The following is a 17,904-nucleotide window of genomic DNA, read 5'->3' as shown; positions in this document are numbered from 1 at the left end:
ATGGCTTTCAAGCGCCGCTGATGTGGGTAGAATGCGCGGCGCGCTGTGTATATACGCATTGCGTGTTGCGCTTGTTTTGTGTGTGTTCTGCTGCTGCAAGCGCTGTTGCTTGTCGGCCAGCTGCACTTTGCTGCTCTTAATGCAGTAGCGGCCACAAGCGAGTGCAGCACGTTGGCACAAGACATGGTACAGAACTTGCTTCTCTCGCCCGCCCACTTGGATGGCAAGTGGATCTCACCCCTAAGGAGTTTCTTGATGACTACACGGCGTCATATTGTTCAAACCTGCCTGGCTGCACTGCCCCTCGCGCTGGCTGGCCTGTCGGCTGCACCGGCCTGGGCGCAGACCAAGGTGAAGGTCGCGGCGGTTTACACCGTGCCGTACGAGCAGCAATGGGTCAGCCGCATCCATGAGGCACTGAAGGCCGCCGAGGCGCGGGGTGAGATCGAGTACAAGTCCAGCGAAAACGTGGCCAATGCCGACTACGAGCGCGTGATGCGCGAGTACGCCACCGGCGGCGCGCAGCTGATGTTTGGTGAGGTGTTTGGCGTGGAAGCGGCCGCGCGCAAGGTTGCCAAGGACTTTCCCAAGACCGCCTTTGTGATGGGCTCGTCGGGCAAGATCCAGGCGCCCAACTTCAGCGTGTTCGACAACTACATCCAGGAGCCTGCCTACCTGTCCGGCATGGTCGCTGGCGGCATGAGCAAGACCAACAAGATCGGCATGGTCGGCGGCTTCCCCATCCCCGAAGTCAACCGCCTGATGCACGCCTTCATGGCGGGCGCCAAGGAAACCAATCCCAAGGTGGAGTTCACCGTCAGCTTCATCAACAGCTGGTTTGATCCACCCAAGGCCAAGGAAGCGACCTTTGCGATGATCGACAAGGGCGCCGATGTGCTCTACGCCGAGCGTTTTGGCGTGAGCGATGCAGCCAAGGAAAAGGGCAAGCTGGCCATTGGCAATGTGATCAACACCCAGGCGCAGTACCCCGACACCGTGGTGGCCTCGGCCCTGTGGCACATGGAGCCGAGCGTCGAGCGCGCGATCAAGGCGGTCAGGGACGGCAGCTACAAGGCCGAGGACTACGGCCCGTACTCGATGATGAAGTACAAGGGCTCCTCGCTGGCACCGTTTGGCACCTTCGAGAAAAAGCTGCCGGCGGACCTGATCGCCAAGGTGCAGGCCAAGCAGGCCGACATCCTGTCGGGTAAGTTCGTCGTGAAGGTCGACGACTCGCAGCCCAAGTCCACGGCCAAGTAAGCCGGGCCTGGATTGCCTAGGCGCAGCGCTATAGCAGCTCGGCGCCACCAACTTCCAGCTCCGGCCCATGCCGGGGCTGTTTTTGTGCCAGCTGCCAGGCCCCGTCGCCTGCCCAGCGAACCCAGCGGCCTGTTGCCCATGTCTCCTCCAAGTTCCTCTCCTGTTGTGCTCCAGCTGCACGGCATCACCAAACGCTTTGGCCCGCTGGTAGCCAATGACGCCATTTCGCTGACCCTGCATCGGGGCGAGATCGTGGCCTTGCTGGGCGAGAACGGCGCGGGCAAATCCACCTTGATGTCGATCCTGTTTGGCCACTATGTGGCCGATGAGGGGCGCATTGATGTGATGGGCCAGCCGCTGCCGCCGGGCCAGCCGCGCGCCTCGCTGGCTGCGGGCATCGGCATGGTGCACCAGCACTTTGCGCTGGCCGACAACCTGAGTGTGCTGGACAACATCATGGTGGGCAGCGAATCGCTGCTGCGCCTCAAGTCAGCCAAGCGCCAGGCCCGCGCCAAACTGGTCGAGGTCGCACGCCAGTTTGGCCTGGTGGTGGACCCCGATGCACGGGTGGGCAACCTGTCGGTGGGCGAGCGCCAACGGGTGGAAATCCTCAAGGCGCTGTACCGGGGCGCCAGGATCTTGATTCTGGACGAGCCCACGGCCGTGCTGACCCCGCAGGAGAGCGAGGCGCTGTTTGCGACCTTGTCCCAGATGGTGGCCCAAGGCCTGTCGATCATCTTTATCAGCCACAAGCTGGGCGAAGTGCTGCGCGTGGCCGACCGCGTGGCCGTGCTGCGCCACGGCAAGTTGGTGGCCGAGGCGCCGACCGCAGGCACCACGCAGGCGCAGCTGGCGCAGTGGATGGTGGGCGAGGCGGTGAGCCTGCCCGAGCGCCAACCTGCCGCCAAGGTGGGCGACGAAGTCTGCAGCCTGCGCAATGTGCACACCACGGCCTCGGCCAAATCCACCGCGCGCGATCGCCTGGTCGATGTGTCGCTGGTGCTCAAGGCCGGGGAGATGGTGGCGATTGCCGGTGTTTCGGGTAACGGCCAGGTGGCCTTGGCCGATATGCTCTGCGGCATGCGCCGACCGGGCCAGGGCACGGTGCAGTACCTGGGCGCGCCGATGCCGGTATCGGCCGTGGCCCTGGTCGCCCAGGGCGTGGCGCGCATCCCGGAAGACCGCCATGGCACCGGCGTGGTCGGTGACTTGCCGGTGTGGGAAAACGCCGTGTCCGAGCGGCTGCGCAGCCCCTGGTTTTCGCGCTGGGGCTGGGTGCGCCGTGCACAGGCGCGCAGCCAGGCCCAGCATGTGTCGAAGCAGTTCGATGTGCGCGGCGGCGGTCTCGATGCACCGGCCCGTTCGCTGTCGGGCGGCAATATGCAAAAGCTGATTCTGGGCCGGGCACTGTTGGCACCCCAGGGCGCCGAGGGCATGGCGCCGCGCCTGATCGTGGCGCACCAGCCCACCTGGGGCCTCGATATTGGCGCGGTGCGCTTTGTGCACCAGCAACTGCTGGCCGCGCGCGATGCCGGCGCCGCGGTGCTGCTGATCTCGGACGACCTGGACGAGGTGCTGGCCCTCGGAGACCGCATCGGCGTGATGCACGAGGGGCATCTGTCACCCGTGCTGCCTTTTGCGGACTGGAGCCGCGAGACCATCGGTCTGGCCATGGCCGGATCTCCTATGACAGCGCCTGCGCGCCAGGGCTGAGAGACTGCAATGCGTATAGAAAAAAGAGCAACCCCCTCGACGCTGGCCATGGTGGCTGCGCCCCTGGGTGCGGTGGTATTTACCTTGGCCATCAGCGGCTTGCTGGTGCTGTGGGCGGGCGCGCCCGTTGGTGCTACCTATGTGGCGCTGTTCAAAGGAGCCTTCGGCTCACTGTTTGCGCTGTCTGAGACCTTGACGCGCGCCGTGCCGCTGATCCTGACCGGTCTGGCTGCAGCGGTGGCTTTCCGGGCGCGGCTGTTCAATATCGGTGCCGAAGGCCAGCTCTATGCCGGCGCAGTGGCTGCCGTGGCCGTAGGCGGCATGCATGGCGGCACGGGCTTTGAGCTGCCCATTTATCTGCTGTTTCCGCTGATGCTGCTGGCTGCCGCACTGGCTGGCGCGGCCTTGCTGCTGGGCCCGGCCTTGATGAAGACCAAGCTGGGTGTTGACGAGGTGGTGACCACCTTGCTGCTGAACTTTGTCATGCTGCTGGCCGTGTCCTACCTGCTCGATGGCCCGATGAAAGACCCGATGGCGATGGGCTGGCCGCAGAGCGTCGCGCTGCAGGGCGACCTGGAGCTGGGCAAGCTGATTGTGCAGACCCGTTTGCATAACGGCTTGCTGATGGCGGTGGGCCTGGCGGTCGCGCTGTGGCTGCTGCTGCAGCGGGCGGTGCCGGGTTTTGACATCCGCGCAGCCGGCGCCAACCCCCGCGCGGCAGCCTTTGCCGGCGTGCCGGTGACCCGCACGGTCGTACTGGTCGCGCTGCTGTCGGGCGGGCTCGCGGGCCTGGCTGGCGCCATCGAGGTGGCGGGCCGCACCAGCTACCTGACACTGGACATGTCACCCGGCTATGGCTACAGCGGCATCGTGATTGCGATGCTGGCCGGCCTGCACCCGCTGGGTGTGGTGGCCTCGGCCGTATTTGTCGCCGGCATGCTCGTGGGCGCCGACAGCATGAGCCGCGCCGTCGGCGTGCCCAATGCGATTGCCGATGTGATCGTGGCCGCCTCGCTCTTGTCGGTACTGGTGGCCAGCCTGATGACCCAATACCGCCTGCGCAGAAAGTGAGCGCTGTGATGTTGAAACCCCTAAAACAAACGCCAGTGCGAGGTGCATCATGAGCGATGTGATGGATATTTTGGCCAATGCGTCTTTTTGGGTGGCCGTGCTGCGCACCGCTACGCCGCTGCTGCTGGGCACGCTGGGGGTGCTGCTGTGCGAGCGCGCTGGCGTGCTGAACCTGGGCATCGAGGGCATCATGGTGGCCGGTGCCTTTACTGGTTGGCTGACCGTGTATGCCGGCCACGGCCTGTGGACGGGCGTGCTGGTCGCGGCACTCACCGGCGCGGTGCTGGGCAGCCTGCATGCCTGGCTGACGGTGGGCCTGGCGCTGTCGCAGCATGTCTCGGGCCTGGGCATCACGATGCTGGCGACGGCCTTGTCGTACTACGGCTACCGCGTGAGCTTTCCCAAGGTGAACACGCCACCCACGATCACGCCGTTTGAGGCGATGGACTGGCTGCCGATTCCGATTCTGGGCGACCAGACCGCCTTGACCTTGCTGGCTTTGCTGCTGGTGCCGCTCTTGGCCTGGGTGCTGTTTCGCACGCCTTTGGGTTTGGCGGTGCGCATGGTGGGCGAGAACCCGCAGGCCGCAGAAGGCCAGGGCGTGGCCGTGATGGCGGTGCGCAGCGGTGCGATCATTGCAGGCTCGGCGCTGATGGGCGTGGCGGGTGCGTTTTTGACGCTGTCGGCCTTCAACGCGTTTTTCTTCAACATGGTCAACGGCCGGGGCTGGATCTGCGTGGCGCTGGTGGTGTTTGCCTCCTGGCGGCCAGGCAAGGCTTTGCTCGGCGCGCTGCTGTTTGCGTTCTTCGACGCACTGCAGCTGCGGCTGCAGCAGTCGGGCGATGGCCTCGTGCCCTACCAGTTCTATCTGATGCTGCCATACCTGCTGTCGATCCTGGCGCTGGTGCTGGTGGCCCGCAAAGCCGCCTACCCACAGGCTTTGATGAAACCCTACCGCAAAGGTGAGCGCTGAGCCGCGCTTTGCGCTCCACGATGCAGACCCTGGTCTGCCTACAAGGATAAAAAATGCTTGATTTATTGATTCACAATGCCAGCTTGCCCGATGGCCGCAAGAACATGTCGGTGGCTGTGCAGGACGGCAAGATTGCCGAGGTGAGCGAGGGCCTGCAGGCGCCCGCTGCCGAGGTGGTGGACGCCCAGGGCCTGCTGCTGAGCCCACCCTTTGTGGACCCGCATTTCCACATGGATGCGACCCTGAGCTACGGCATGCCGCGTGTCAACGAAAGCGGCACCTTGCTCGAAGGCATTGCGCTGTGGGGCGAGCTCAAACCCCAGCTGACGCATGAGGCGCTGGTCGAGCGTGCCTTGGCCTACTGCGACTGGGCGGTGGCGCGCGGCCTCCTGGCCATCCGCAGCCATGTGGACACCAGCGATCCGAGCCTGCTGCCGGTCGAAGCGATGCTCGATGTGCAAAAGCGCGTGGCGCCCTATATCGACCTGCAGCTGGTGGCCTTTCCGCAAGACGGCGTGCTGCGCACACCGGGCGGGCTGGACAACCTCAAGCGCGCGCTGGACCTGGGCGTCGATGTCGTCGGCGGCATTCCGCACTTTGAGCGCACCATGGCCGATGGCGCCGAGAGCGTGCGCATTCTCTGCGAGCTGGCCGCCGAGCGCGGCAAGCGGGTGGACATGCACTGCGACGAGTCGGATGACCCGATGTCACGCCATGTGGAGACCCTGGCCTACCACACCCAGCGCCTGGGCCTGCAGGGCCGCGTGACCGGCTCGCACCTCACCTCCATGCACAGCATGGACAACTACTACGTCAGCAAGCTGATGGCACTGATGGCCGAGGCGCAGCTGGGCGTTGTCAGCAACCCCTTGATCAACATCACGATCCAGGGCCGCCATGACAGCTACCCCAAGCGCCGTGGCATGACGCGCGTGCCCGAGCTGATGGCCGCGGGCCTCACGGTGGCATTTGGCCATGACTGCGTGATGGACCCCTGGTACAGCCTGGGATCGGGTGATGCGCTAGAGGTGGCCAGCATGGGGCTGCATGTGGCGCAGATGACCAGCCGCGCCGGCATGCAGCAATGCTTTGATGCCATCACCCTGAACCCCGCACGCTTGCTGGGCCTCCAAGGCTATGGCATCGAGCAAGGTGCAAATGCCGACTTTGTGCTGCTGCATGCCAAGGACCCGTTCGAGGCGCTGCGCCTGAAGGCCACGCGCCTGGGCGTATGGCGCCGTGGCCAGCGCATTGCCAGCACACCGGCACCGGTGGCTAGCTTGAACCTGCCAGGGCGCCCTGGCAGCACCACGCTGTTGAGCGCGCGCTAATCGGCAGCTTTCAGCGCTGTTGCAAGCGCTTGCGGATGGGCTCGAACTCGGGGGTCGCGCTGCGCTTGACCGGATCGGGCAGGCCTTTTTCCATCGCCTCCCAGTAGCGCCAGTGCACCTTGGCCTGGCCCAGTTCGTAGTCCATCGCATCCCAGGCATCTTCCCGAAAGCTGTAAAAGGCCCAGTGGTAGCGCTTGTCCTCGGCATAGGACAGAACATCGTCCAGGTACTGGCTGCAGCTGTCGAGCATGCGCACACAGCCAAACTCGCCCATGACGATCTGTTCGGGCGCAATCGCCAAGGAGCGTGCCCAGCCGTTGACGGCATCCAGGTACTGGGCCACGCGCTGCTGGTTCCACAGCTGGGTCTTGCCGGCAAAGGGCACATCGCCCGGGTAGCGGTAGGGCTGCTTGCGCTTCAAGTTGGGGCCGCTGGTCGCCTGGTAGGGCTCGTACATGTGAAAGCTGTAGAGCACCCTTTTGTCCTGCAGCGCCTCGGGCCAATAGACGAAGGCGTCCGCCGCGCCATACCAACCGGCATCGACCATGACGGGTGTGTACGGGTCGACCGCGCGGATCTGGGCAATCAGGTACTGGTAGAAGGCGGGTAGGTCACGCGATCCGCCCTGGGCATTGGCATACCAGGCCTGCATGTCTGGTGCACTGGCATGCTCGGCCAGGCCGCCTTGTTTTTCGGGCGCGGGCTCGTTGATCAGGTTATAGGCCGCTATGCCGGGCGTGTCCTTCAAGGCGCGCGCCAGGTCCTGCCAAAACTGGCCGGCGGCCTTCCAGTGCGCCTTGTCCTGCCAGATGCGGTCATCAAACTTACCCTGATTGTTTTGCGACCAGCGTGACAGCGGCAGGGACAGCGGCGCAATCACCACTTTGAGCCCCGCCGCATGGGCCTTGGCCACCGACGCCTTGAGCGTGGCAAGGTCCGATGCCACCAGCTGCTGGTAGTCATCCGCATTGCCCATCAAAAAATCGCGCTGCTCGGGCTTCCATTTGTCGTAGGACAGCCGCACCCAGCTGGCGCCATAGCCGCGCAAGTCCTGGTAATAGCGGGTATCCGGCGGCAAGCGGTTAAAGCTGTTGCCCCCGCGTTGTGTGGTGGTCCAGAAGGCGGCCCGGTCGGCCGCTCGCACCGATGCGGACAGCGCCAGTGCAAGGCAGAGGGCAGAAATCTTGAACATGGAAGCAGGGCGGAGGGCAAGCCGGTAGCAAAGGGGTGTGCAGATGCTATCACTGCGATTGGGGTGATTGATTTCTATTTGCAACCAGTCGGGGCGCTTTCGAGGCTGCTTTTTGGGGGCTGTGTCGTGTATCCATGCCATTGGCCCGGTAGCACACCATGAAGCACCCTGTCGCTTGGTGTCGCAGCAAGGCAGGTCCCAACCAAGGCTGCGGGCGCCAAGTCCTGCCCATGCGGGCTGGGTAGATGCCGTGCAGGCCAGGGTTTCGAAACCACATGTCTGCAGGGCCGAGGGACCCTGGCTGTATCGCCCGTTAGTGGACCGTACACCCATAAAAAAATGGCAGCTGAGGCTGCCATTTTTCAGGCCGGGGAGTTGTCCCTGGCCTGCACTTGTACGAGTGCCGTATCAGTCTGCAGTGGGCGGCACGTAGCCGACGGCTGCATCAGCGCCTTCGCCAAAGAAATGGTTTTCCATTTGGCGAGCCAGGTACTGGCGAGCGCGCTGGTCGGCCAGGTTCAGGCGGTTTTCGTTGACCAGCATGGTCTGGTGCTTGAGCCAGCCAGCCCAGGCTTCCTTGCTGACGTTTTCCCACAGGCGCTTGCCCAGCTCACCAGGGTAGGGGGGAAAGTCGAGGCCCTCGGCTTCTTTGTGCAGTTTGACGCAGTTGACCATACGTGCCATGGGAGATGCTTCCTTCGTTGGGTTGACGCTGTTGCACTGGCAGGGTGCTTGCCCGATGCTGCCGCAGTCTGCGGGCGGTTGCCCAGCATGGCCTGCTTTGCCCACACTGCCAACCAGAGTTGGGGCATTGGCGAGCTTCCTGCCTTGCCAGTCCCGAAACCGGGCCTGGCAGATGCGTTTTCGCGTCTTGTTAATAATTTTCAGTCATAAAAAACTGAATTAATAGTAGTTTGAGTTTTTATGGCCGCGTTTCAGAATGTGTTCAAGCCTAACAAGCCCTACGACTTTTGCCATTCTGAAAGTGTTCCATGCAACAACGCCGCCACTTTATCAAGTTTCCGATAGCCGCAGCCGCAGTCGCGTCTCTGATGGCGCTGGCGCCCGCTGTTTTTAGCGGCGCAGCCCATGCCCAGGCACCAGCACCGGTGACCTTGCTCAACGTGTCCTACGACCCGACCCGTGAGCTGTACAACCAGTTCAACCAGGCCTTTGCCAAGCACTGGAAGGACACGACCGGCCAGACCGTGACGATCAAGCAGTCGCATGGCGGCTCGGGCAAGCAGGCGCGGGCCATCATCGATGGCATCGAGGCCGATGTGGCCACCTTGGCCTTGGCCGGTGACATTGATGCACTGAACAAATACGGCCAGCTGGTGCCGGCCGATTGGCAAAAGCGCCTGCCGCTCAACAGCGCGCCTTACACCTCGACCATTGTGTTCCTGGTCAAAAAGGGCAATCCCAAGGGCATCAAGGACTGGGGCGATCTGATCAAGCCCGATGTCAAGGTGATCACGCCCAACCCCAAGACCAGCGGCGGCGCGCGCTGGAACTACCTGGCCGCCTGGGAGTTTGGCAAACGCAACTATGGCGGTGAGGCCGGTGCCAAGGACTACATCACCAAGCTGTTCAAGAATGTGCCGATTCTCGACACCGGCGCGCGTGGCTCGACCGTGACCTTTGTGCAGCGCGGCCAGGGCGATGTGCTGCTGGCCTGGGAAAACGAGGCCTACCTGGCATTGAAGGAGTTTGGCCCCGAGAAGTTCGAGATCGTCACCCCCTCGCTGTCGATCCTGGCCGAGCCCACGGTGACCGTCGTCGACAAGGTGGTGGACAAGCGCGGCACGCGCAAGATTGCCGATGCCTACCTGCAGTACCTGTACTCGGACGAAGGCCAGGACATTGCCGGCCGCAACTTCTACCGCCCCACCGCCGAAGCGGCCAAGGCCAAATACGCCAGCCAGTTCGCGACGCTCAAGCTCTTCACCATCGATGAGGCCTTTGGCGGCTGGACCAAGGCCGACGCTGCGCACTTTGCCGATGGCGGCAGCTTTGACCAGATCTACACCAAGAAATAAGCAAGGACGCTGAACCAGCCGCCGGGGACCCCTGGCGGCTGGGTCCACAAAGGTGAATGTTATGAATTTTCAGCAACTGCGGGCCGTGCGCGAAGCCGCCCGCAATGGCTACAACCTGACCGAGGTGGCGCATGTGCTCTACACCTCGCAGCCAGGCGTGAGCCGCCAGATCCGCGAGTTGGAAGACGAGCTGGGTGTGGACATCTTTATCCGCGCCGGCAAGCGCCTGACCGGGCTGACCCCACCGGGTGAGGCCATTTTGCCGATCGTGGACCGCCTGCTGCTAGAGTCCGAAAACCTGCGCCGCGCTGGTGCCGATTTTCATGCCAGCCGCAGCGGCCAACTGAGCATTGCCGCCACCCACTCGCAGGCGCGCTACGCGCTGCCGCTGGTGGTGCGCGATTTTCGTGAGCAGTTTCCCGATGTGGCCCTGCACCTGCACCAGGGCTCGCCCCGGCAGGTCGCTGAGATGCTGCTGAGTGGCGCGGCCGATATCGGCGTGGCCACCGAAGCGCTCACCGGCTATGCGAGCTTGGCGACCCTGCCGGGTTACCGCTGGACCCACTCGGTGGTCGTGCCCCCGAGCCACCCCTTGCTGGCCCAGCAAGAGGCTGGAAGGCCGCTGACCTTGCAATCGCTGGTGCGCTTTCCGATCATCACCTATGAGCAGGGTTACACCGGCCGCTCGCACATTGATGAGTCGTTTGCCGCCGCCGAGGTCACGCCCAATGTGGTGCTGACCGCCATGGATGCTGACGTGATCAAGACCTATGTCGAGCTGGGCATGGGCATCGGCATCGTCGCCTCCATCGCCTTTGATGAGGAGCGCGACCGCAACCTGCGCGCCATCGACGCGGGCCATTTGTTCAAGGTCAACACCACCCGCATTGCACTGCGCAAGGGCGTGTGGCTGCGCGCCTATGCGCTGCAGTTCATCGAGAGCTTTGTGCCGACCTTGAAGCGCGAGGTGGTGCTGCAGGCCGTGTCGGCGACGGCACCGGATGACGCATCGGCGCAGGCCGCCACGCAAAAAGCTGCCTGAGCGATCTCTGGGGTATAAAAACTATCATTTCGATAATCGCACGCTATGATGCACGTTTTCAACGTGCAGATGAGGAGATAGCGGATGCGCAAAACGATGATGGTGACGGGCCTGGTGGCTGCTTTGGCCCTGGCCGGCTGCAAGACCATGGATACGGGCAACCTGGGCGGACTGATGGAGTCCGGCTCGACGGCGATGAAGGCCATGACATTGACCGACGGCGATGTCGTGGCCTTGTCCAATGAATCCTGCGCCGCGCTGGACCAGCAAAACAAGCTCGCGCCTGCGAACAACAAGTACAGCCAGCGCCTGGCCAAGGTCGTCGCCAACATGCCCCAAGAAGTGGAAGGCAAGAAGGCCGACTACAAGGTCTACCTGACCAGTGATGTGAACGCCTGGGCGATGGCCAATGGCTGCATCCGCGTCTACAGCGGCCTGATGGACCTGATGAACGACGACGAGCTGCGCGGCGTGATCGGCCATGAAATCGGCCACGTGGCGCTGGGCCACAGCAAGCGCCGCATGCAGACGGCCTATGCCACCTCGGCCGCACGCCAGATTGCCGCCAATAGCGGCAATGCCACCTTGGCATCGCTGTCGAGCTCGCAAGCGGGCGAGCTGGGTGAAAAGTTCATCCATGCGCAGTTCTCGCAGGCCAACGAGTCTGCGGCCGACAACTACTCCTTTGACCTGCTCACCAAGCAAAAGATGGAGCGCAAGGGCCTCGTCACCGCTTTCCAGAAGCTCGCCAAGCTGAGCGGCGGTGGCGGTAACTCGCTGATGGATTCGCACCCACCGTCGGACGCCCGCGCCAAGGCGATGCAGGCACGGCTGGACAGCGGCAAGTAAGCAGTCGATAGACAAGAAGGGACTGGCGCGGGGCATGCCGCCGCGCCAGTCCTTTTTTTGCGCTCGGCTCCTTTGTCGGCGCCGACCTTCTGTGCTTGGGTGACGCCGCCGCAGTGCAGGGGCTGCTATGCTGGCTGCCTCATTCAAAGAGGTGTTATGCAGTTACTGTTGTTGAGCAACTCCCGCGCGCCCGATGGCGGCTACCTGACTTTTTGCCGCGAGGCGCTGGCAGCCCAGCTGCAAGGCGTGCAAAAGGCGCTGTTTGTGCCCTTTGCCGGGGTCTCGCTCAGCTGGGACGACTACACAGCGCAGGTGCAAGCGGCCATCGCCCACACCGGCGTGCAGCTGGTGGGCGCGCACCAGACGGATGCGCTGGAGCCGTTTTTGGCCGGGGATATCCAGGCCATCATCGTCGGCGGCGGCAATACCTTCCAGCTGCTGGCCCAATGCCGCAAGCGAGGCTGGCTGGTGCGCATCGGCGACGCGGCACGTTCGGGCCGCATGTCCTACACCGGCTGGAGTGCCGGCGCCAATCTGGCGGGCCTGACGATCAACACCACCAATGACATGCCCATCGTCGACCCGCAGGGCTTTGGCGCGTTGGGCCTGGTGCCGTTTTGCATCAACCCCCACTACCACAACAGCCTGCCGCCTGGCCACCAGGGCGAGACGCGCGACCAGCGCCTGGCGGAGTTCCTGGTCGCCAACCCGGACAAGCAGGTGGTCGCTCTGCCCGAGGGCAGCTGGCTGCACGTGCGCGGTGGCCAGGCCCAGGTCGCAGGGCAGTTTGCGGCCAAGCGCTTTGCAGCGGGCAAGCCGGTGGAAGACTTGCCCGTGGGGACTGCGCTGGCGCTTTAAGGCTTGGTTAGACGCGTTCGAAGATGGCGGCAATGCCCTGGCCGCCGCCAATGCACATGGTGACGAGTGCATAGCGGCCGCCGGTGCGGTGCAGCTCATGGATCGCCTTGACGGTGATGATCGCGCCGGTGGCTCCAATCGGGTGGCCCAGCGAGATGCCCGAACCATTGGGGTTGACCTTGGCCGGGTCGGCGCCCAGGCCCTTGGTCACTGCGCAGGCTTGTGCGGCAAAGGCTTCGTTGGCTTCGATGACATCCATCTGGTCCAGCTTGAGGCCGGTCTTGGCCAGCACGGCCTTGGACGCGGGCACGGGGCCAATGCCCATGATCTTGGGATCGACCCCTGCATGGGCATAGCCCACCAAACGGGCCAGCGGCTTGGCGCCGCGCGCCTTGGCGGCGGCGGCTTCCATCAGCACCACGGCGGCTGCGGCGTCATTGATACCCGAGGCGTTGGCGGCGGTGACCGTGCCGTCTTCCTTGATGAAGACGGGCTTCATCTTCTGGAAGTCCTCGATCTTGGCGCCGGCGCGGAAGTGCTCGTCCTTGTCAAAGCTGATATCACCCTTCTTGCTTTTGAGCACCACGGGCACGATCTGGCCGGCAAAGCGGTTCTCGGCCCAGGCCTGCTCGGCGCGCTGGTGGCTGCTCAAGGCCAATTGGTCCTGGTCATCGCGGCTGATGCCAAATTCCTTGGCCACGTTCTCGGCGGTCACACCCATGTGGATGTTGTGGAACGGGTCATGCAGCGCGCCGGTCATCATGTCGATCATCTTGAAATCGCCCATGCGTGCGCCCCAGCGGCTGGTGGTGCTGGCGTAGGGCGCGCGGCTCATGTTCTCGGCTCCGGCGCCAATGGCCACGTCATAGTCACCGAGCAAAATGCCCTGGCTGGCCGTCACAATCGCCTGCAGGCCCGAGCCGCAGAGGCGGTTGACATTCATCGCCGGTGTCTCCTGCGGGCAGCCACCCTGGATGGCCGCCACGCGGCTCAGGTACATGTCCTTGGGTTCCGTGTTGACCACGTGGCCGAAGACCACATGGCCCACATCCTTGCCTTCAATGCCGGCGCGGGCCAGCGACTCCTTGACCACCAGTGCACCCAGCTCGGTCGGTGGAACATCCTTGAGGCTGCCGCCAAAGGTGCCGATGGCAGTGCGCACGGCGCTGCAGACAAGTACTTCACGGGACATGGAAAGGTCTCCTGTTTAGGTTGGAATGGGCATGCAAATGTTGCCTTGCAGCATTATTGCCAGCCAGGCGGCCCATGTGCAAACCGCAGGCGGCCAGCGCGCACCTTGGTGACAGTCCATGGCGGGCATGGACCCTGCGCTGCGCGCCGTGGTTCAAGGCTCGCGCACGTCGGCAATCACATGCTGGCCAAAGTCGGCGCGGTCCAGCCAGCCCAGCACCTTGGCACCGGCTTCTGCCGGGCTGCTGAGTTTGCCGCCCTCATGCAGGCCCTTGAAGTTGCCCACATCGGGGAAGGCGCCCGCATCGGCATTGCGCAGCTGCACCTGCATGTCGGTGTCGATCACGCCGGGCGCGAGTGAGACGATCTTGGCGCCATGGGGCTTGTGGGCTTCTTCCAGCGCCACGCAGCGGGCATAGGCATCCATGCCGGCCTTGGCCGTACAGTAGGCGGCCTGCGATGCCATGGGGCGGCGGCCCAGGCCGGACGAGACATTGAGCACTTTCTTGGGGACGGTCCAGCTGTCGGTCGCACCCAGAAACACCCCCGTCAGCGCCATCGGCGCCTCCAGCCCCACGCGCAGCGCATTGCGCAGGTCGGGCGTGGCCAGGTCGGACAGCGGCGCGATCTGCGGAATCACGCCGGCGTTGTTGATCAAGGTGATGCTGGCCCAGTCGCTGGCCTGGAGGCTGCGCAGCCAGTCGCCCAGGCGCTGGGCGGCGGCATCGGTATCGCCCAGGTCCTGCTCCCACTGGATGAGCTGATCCGGCGATGGAGCGGCAGCGGCCAGCGCGCTGGAGCTGCGGCGCGCAATGCTCAGCACGGTGTGGCCCTTGGCCAGAAGTTGCTGGCCCATGGCCAGGCCCATACCGCGCGAGCCGCCGGTCAGGATGGTGAGGTGTTTGGTGGTCATAACTGCTTATCGTAACGGCAGATGGCGCTGAGCGCGACGGCGTTTTTCCCGGTGGCCTGCACAAGTGCGGCGGCTTGGTTAGGATGGGCAGCTTTGGAATCACAAAGAAAAAGGAAGCACAGCATGGACCAATCCAAAGTAGCCATCGTGATCGCCGGTGGATCCGGCATGGGCGCAGCGGCGGCACGCCAGTTGCACCAGGCCGGTTATGCGCTGGGCATCTTGTCGTCCTCGGGCAAGGGCGAGGCGCTGGCCCAGGAGCTGGGCGGTGTGGGCGTGACGGGCTCCAACCAGTCTGTGGCCGATATGCAAAAGCTGGTGGATGCGGTGATGGCGCGCTATGACCGCATCGATGTGCTGGTCAATGGCGCCGGCCACGGCCCCAAGGGTGACCTGCTGTCGATCAGTGACGAGGACTGGATCAAGGGTCTGGAGGTCTACTTTCTGAACGTGGTGCGCGCCACGCGCCTGGTTGCGCCCATCATGCAAAAGCAGGGCGGCGGCGCCATCATCAATATCTCATCGGCCTGGGCGTTTGAGCCGGCAGCGCTGTTCCCCACCTCGGCGATGGCACGCTCCGGCCTGGCCGCCTTCACCAAGATTTTCTGCGACGAGTACGGCAAGCACAACATCCGCATGAACAATGTGCTGCCCGGCTGGATTGACAGCCTGCCCAAGAAGGACGAGCGCCAGGCAGCGGTGCCACTGCAGCGCTACGGCAAGGCCGACGAGATTGGCGCGACGGTGGCCTTTTTGGCCTCCGATGGTGCGGCCTATATCACCGGCCAGAACATCCGCGTGGATGGCGGCCTGATGCGCCACGTCTAATACGACCCGGCCGTTCTAGCACGGCCTTTAGAAATCGGCCGCCAGCCGGCAGTCCAGCCACTGGCCGGTCACCGGGTGGGCAAAGCCCAGCTGCTGCGCCTGCAGCAGCAGGCGTGGCGCCATCGCCTGCACTGCGGCGCTGGCATACAGGCCGTCGCCCAGCATCGCATGGCCGATGGCCTGCATATGCAGGCGCAGCTGGTGGGTGCGGCCGGTCAGCGGCTCCAGCCACAGGCGCGTGCTGCCGGCAGGGATGGCGGGCAGCGCGGCCGCTTCCTCCGCATTCATCGCCCGCCACCAGGTCTGGCTGGGCTTGCCCATCTCCCCATCCACCCGCTGCAAAGGTCGGCGCTCCCAGTCGGCGATCAGCGGCAGATCCACCAGGCTCCAGGTATGGCCATCCTGCGGCATCGCGGCATGCAGCACATGCTCAGGTGCCAGAGGCTGTGCAACTGGATTGCCGTAGACCACGGCGGTATAGCGCTTGCGCACGGCGCGGGCCGCAAAGGCGTCGCCCAGCGCGCGCTGCACCGCCAGGCTGCGCGCCATCACGACGAGGCCCGAGGTGGGCTGGTCCAGCCGGTGCACCACCAGCGCATCGGGCCATTGCTGGCGGGCCCGGGCGCTGAGGCAATCCTGCTTGTCTTCTCCCCGGCCGGGCACGCACAACAGGCCCGATGGCTTGTTCAGCACCAGCAGGTGTTCGTCGATGTAGTCGGGGATCAGCATGGGGCGGTGTGAGACGAAAGCAGCGCCTGATTCTAAGTGCTGCAGCCTAGGTGACAGCGCGCGCTGCGCACTGCGCGCGCCTGCCTGTACTGTATGCCTCGTCATAAGCTGCAGGCATTTGCTCATGCAACCCGCTGGCAGTGCGGGTTGCTACGATGCCCTTTGCCGCGCGCACGCGCTATAAAAACAGATGCATGCCGGTGGTGGTATGTGCAGCCTTGACTGTGCGCCGCCACTGGCCATACCACAAGGAGACCCAATGCTAGGCCTGATGCAAAAGCAGCAACTGCTGACCTCCAACCTGCTGGAGTTTGCGGAGCGTTACCACCGCGATACCGAAATCGTCTCGCGCCGCGTGGAAGGTGATATCCACCGCTACACCTATGGCGACTTTGCGCAGCGCGCCCGCCAGCTGGCGCAGGCCCTGGATGGCATGGGGCTGGCCGCGGGCGCGCGCGTGGCGAGTCTGGCCTGGAATGGCTACCGCCATATGGAGCTGTACTACGGCGTGGGCGGCTCGGGCCGGGTCATCCATACCTTGAACCCCCGGCTGCACCCCGACCAGGTGGTCTGGATCGTCAACCATGCCGAGGACGAGGTGCTGTGTTTTGACAGCTGCTTCCTGCCCATCGTGCAGGCCATCCACGCGCGCTGCCCGACGGTACGCCAATGGGTGGCGCTGTGTGATGCTGACCAACTGCCTGCCGATGCCGGCATCCCCGGCCTGGTGGCCTACGAGGCCTGGATTGCGGCTGCCGACGGCGCCTACCAGTGGCCCGAGTTTGACGAAAACACCGCCTGCGGCATGTGCTACACCAGCGGCACCACGGGCAATCCCAAGGCCGTGCTGTACTCGCACCGCAGCACCGTCTTGCATGCCTATGGCGCTTCGCTGCCCGATGTGATGGACATCTCCTCGCGCGATGTGGTGCTGCCGGTCGTGCCGATGTTCCATGTCAACGCCTGGGGCCTGCCGTTTTCCGGGCCGCTCAATGGCGCCAAGCTGGTGTTTCCCGGCCCGGCGCTCGATGGCCCCTCGGTCTACGCGCTGATGGAGGCCGAGAAGGTAACCTTTGCCGCTGGCGTGCCCACGGTCTGGCAGATGCTGCTGAGCCATGTGCAAAGCCAGGGCCTGCGCTTTGGCAGCCTGCAGCGCACCATCATTGGCGGCTCGGCCTGCCCGCCGGCGATGATCAAGACCTTCCAGGAGGACTATGGCGTCACCGTGCTGCATGCCTGGGGTATGACCGAACTCAGCCCGCTGGGCACCGTCTGCACCTTGAAGCACAAGCACCTGGACCTGCCGGCCGACACCCAGGCGCAGCTGCTGGCCAAACAGGGCCGGGTCATCTTTGGCGTGGACATGAAGATCGTCGGTGACGACGGCCAGGACCAGCCCTGGGATGGCAAGACCTATGGCGACCTGCTGGTGCGCGGCCCCTGGGTGGTGGCGGACTACTACCGCAGCGAGGGCGCCTCGCCGCTGGTCACTGATGCGCAGGGGCGCGATTGGTTTCCCACCGGCGATGTGGCCACCATCGATGCCGATGGCTTTATGCAGATCACTGACCGCAGCAAGGATGTGATCAAGTCCGGGGGCGAATGGATCAGCTCCATCGATATCGAGAACATTGCGATGGCCCACCCGGCCGTCACGATGGCTGCCTGCGTGGGCATGCCCCATCCCAAGTGGGACGAACGGCCGGTGGTTTTTGTAGCGCTCAAGAAGGGCGCTGCCGTGAGCGAGGAGGACTTGCTCGCCTTCTACCAGGGCAAGATGGCCAAGTGGCAGATCCCCGATGCCGTGATCTTTGTGGAGGCCATTCCGCTGGGTGCCACTGGCAAGATGCTCAAGACCCGGCTGCGTGAGCAGTTCAAGAACTACGTGCTGCCAGCCTGATGGCTGCATTTTGAA

Annotated in this window: 16 protein-coding genes; 11 read left to right on the top strand and 5 right to left on the bottom strand. The window is 64.2% G+C overall.

The annotated features are described in order from the left end of the window. Positions 1–255: 255 nt before the first annotated feature. The 5 genes from N4T19_RS05055 (at position 256) to N4T19_RS05035 (ending at position 6,348) form a co-directional block, all read left to right on the top strand. On the top strand, positions 256–1,260 hold the full coding sequence (locus tag N4T19_RS05055; RefSeq protein WP_260719612.1) for a BMP family protein: 1,005 nt from the start codon (positions 256–258) through the stop codon (positions 1,258–1,260). A 138-nt stretch (positions 1,261–1,398) separates the two neighbouring features. Then, positions 1,399–2,973 (top strand): ABC transporter ATP-binding protein, encoded by a 1,575-nt coding sequence (locus N4T19_RS05050; RefSeq protein ID WP_260719611.1) that lies wholly within the window; start codon positions 1,399–1,401, stop codon positions 2,971–2,973. Between the two features lie 9 nt (positions 2,974–2,982). Next, positions 2,983–4,044 carry an ABC transporter permease gene (locus tag N4T19_RS05045; protein WP_260719610.1) on the top strand — a complete coding sequence of 354 codons (1,062 nt, stop codon included), beginning with the start codon at positions 2,983–2,985 and terminating at the stop codon, positions 4,042–4,044. A 49-nt stretch (positions 4,045–4,093) separates the two neighbouring features. Next, complete coding sequence (locus N4T19_RS05040; RefSeq protein WP_021025091.1) at positions 4,094–5,017, top strand: ABC transporter permease; 924 nt, start codon at positions 4,094–4,096, stop codon at positions 5,015–5,017. Positions 5,018–5,070: 53 nt separating this feature from the next. After that, positions 5,071–6,348 (top strand): amidohydrolase family protein, encoded by a 1,278-nt coding sequence (locus N4T19_RS05035; protein WP_260719609.1) that lies wholly within the window; start codon positions 5,071–5,073, stop codon positions 6,346–6,348. A 10-nt stretch (positions 6,349–6,358) separates the two neighbouring features. Here the strand turns inward: N4T19_RS05035 and N4T19_RS05030 are convergent, their stop codons facing one another. Beyond that, a complete protein-coding gene (locus tag N4T19_RS05030) occupies positions 6,359–7,540 on the bottom strand; it encodes a glycoside hydrolase family 5 protein (protein WP_260719608.1) in 1,182 nt (393 codons plus the stop codon). 408 nt (positions 7,541–7,948) lie between these two features. Then, positions 7,949–8,224 (bottom strand): oxidative damage protection protein, encoded by a 276-nt coding sequence (locus N4T19_RS05025; protein WP_027010457.1) that lies wholly within the window; start codon positions 8,222–8,224, stop codon positions 7,949–7,951. Between the two features lie 308 nt (positions 8,225–8,532). Here N4T19_RS05025 and N4T19_RS05020 point away from each other — a divergent pair, with 308 nt between their 5' ends. From N4T19_RS05020 to pepE, 4 genes are all read left to right on the top strand, one after another. Continuing rightward, a complete protein-coding gene (locus N4T19_RS05020; protein WP_116927695.1) occupies positions 8,533–9,579 on the top strand; it encodes a sulfate ABC transporter substrate-binding protein in 1,047 nt (348 codons plus the stop codon). A gap of 61 nt (positions 9,580–9,640) precedes the next feature. Next, the gene (locus N4T19_RS05015; RefSeq protein WP_260719607.1) at positions 9,641–10,621 is read left to right on the top strand and encodes a CysB family HTH-type transcriptional regulator; all 981 of its coding nucleotides are present in this window, start codon (positions 9,641–9,643) and stop codon (positions 10,619–10,621) included. An 84-nt stretch (positions 10,622–10,705) separates the two neighbouring features. Further along, on the top strand, positions 10,706–11,470 hold the full coding sequence (locus tag N4T19_RS05010) for a M48 family metallopeptidase (protein WP_232539349.1): 765 nt from the start codon (positions 10,706–10,708) through the stop codon (positions 11,468–11,470). Positions 11,471–11,626: 156 nt separating this feature from the next. Next, entirely contained in the window at positions 11,627–12,328 is a 702-nt protein-coding gene (pepE, locus tag N4T19_RS05005; protein WP_182341558.1) for a dipeptidase PepE, read from the top strand. Between the two features lie 7 nt (positions 12,329–12,335). On the opposite strand, the gene bktB is transcribed toward pepE, so the two are convergent. Together bktB and N4T19_RS04995 are read right to left on the bottom strand one after the other, a co-directional pair. Then, complete coding sequence (gene bktB / locus N4T19_RS05000; RefSeq protein WP_260719606.1) at positions 12,336–13,520, bottom strand: beta-ketothiolase BktB; 1,185 nt, start codon at positions 13,518–13,520, stop codon at positions 12,336–12,338. Positions 13,521–13,673: 153 nt separating this feature from the next. Continuing rightward, complete coding sequence (locus N4T19_RS04995; protein WP_260719605.1) at positions 13,674–14,432, bottom strand: SDR family NAD(P)-dependent oxidoreductase; 759 nt, start codon at positions 14,430–14,432, stop codon at positions 13,674–13,676. A gap of 123 nt (positions 14,433–14,555) precedes the next feature. Here N4T19_RS04995 and N4T19_RS04990 point away from each other — a divergent pair, with 123 nt between their 5' ends. Beyond that, a complete protein-coding gene (locus N4T19_RS04990; RefSeq protein WP_182341549.1) occupies positions 14,556–15,260 on the top strand; it encodes an SDR family oxidoreductase in 705 nt (234 codons plus the stop codon). A gap of 27 nt (positions 15,261–15,287) precedes the next feature. Here N4T19_RS04990 and N4T19_RS04985 read toward each other — a convergent pair whose 3' ends face one another. Then, a complete protein-coding gene (locus N4T19_RS04985) occupies positions 15,288–15,989 on the bottom strand; it encodes a pseudouridine synthase (RefSeq protein ID WP_260719604.1) in 702 nt (233 codons plus the stop codon). A 259-nt stretch (positions 15,990–16,248) separates the two neighbouring features. Between N4T19_RS04985 and N4T19_RS04980 the strand changes: the two genes are divergently transcribed. Then, positions 16,249–17,889 carry a 3-(methylthio)propionyl-CoA ligase gene (locus N4T19_RS04980; protein ID WP_260719603.1) on the top strand — a complete coding sequence of 547 codons (1,641 nt, stop codon included), beginning with the start codon at positions 16,249–16,251 and terminating at the stop codon, positions 17,887–17,889. The last annotated feature ends 15 nt before the right edge of the window (positions 17,890–17,904 follow it).

Source organism: Comamonas squillarum (assembly GCF_025309455.1).
In the GTDB taxonomy this organism is placed as follows: domain Bacteria; phylum Pseudomonadota; class Gammaproteobacteria; order Burkholderiales; family Burkholderiaceae_C; genus Comamonas; species Comamonas squillarum.
Note: the sequence above shows the minus strand (reverse complement) of the source record. Positions and strands in the feature narration are given on the sequence as shown.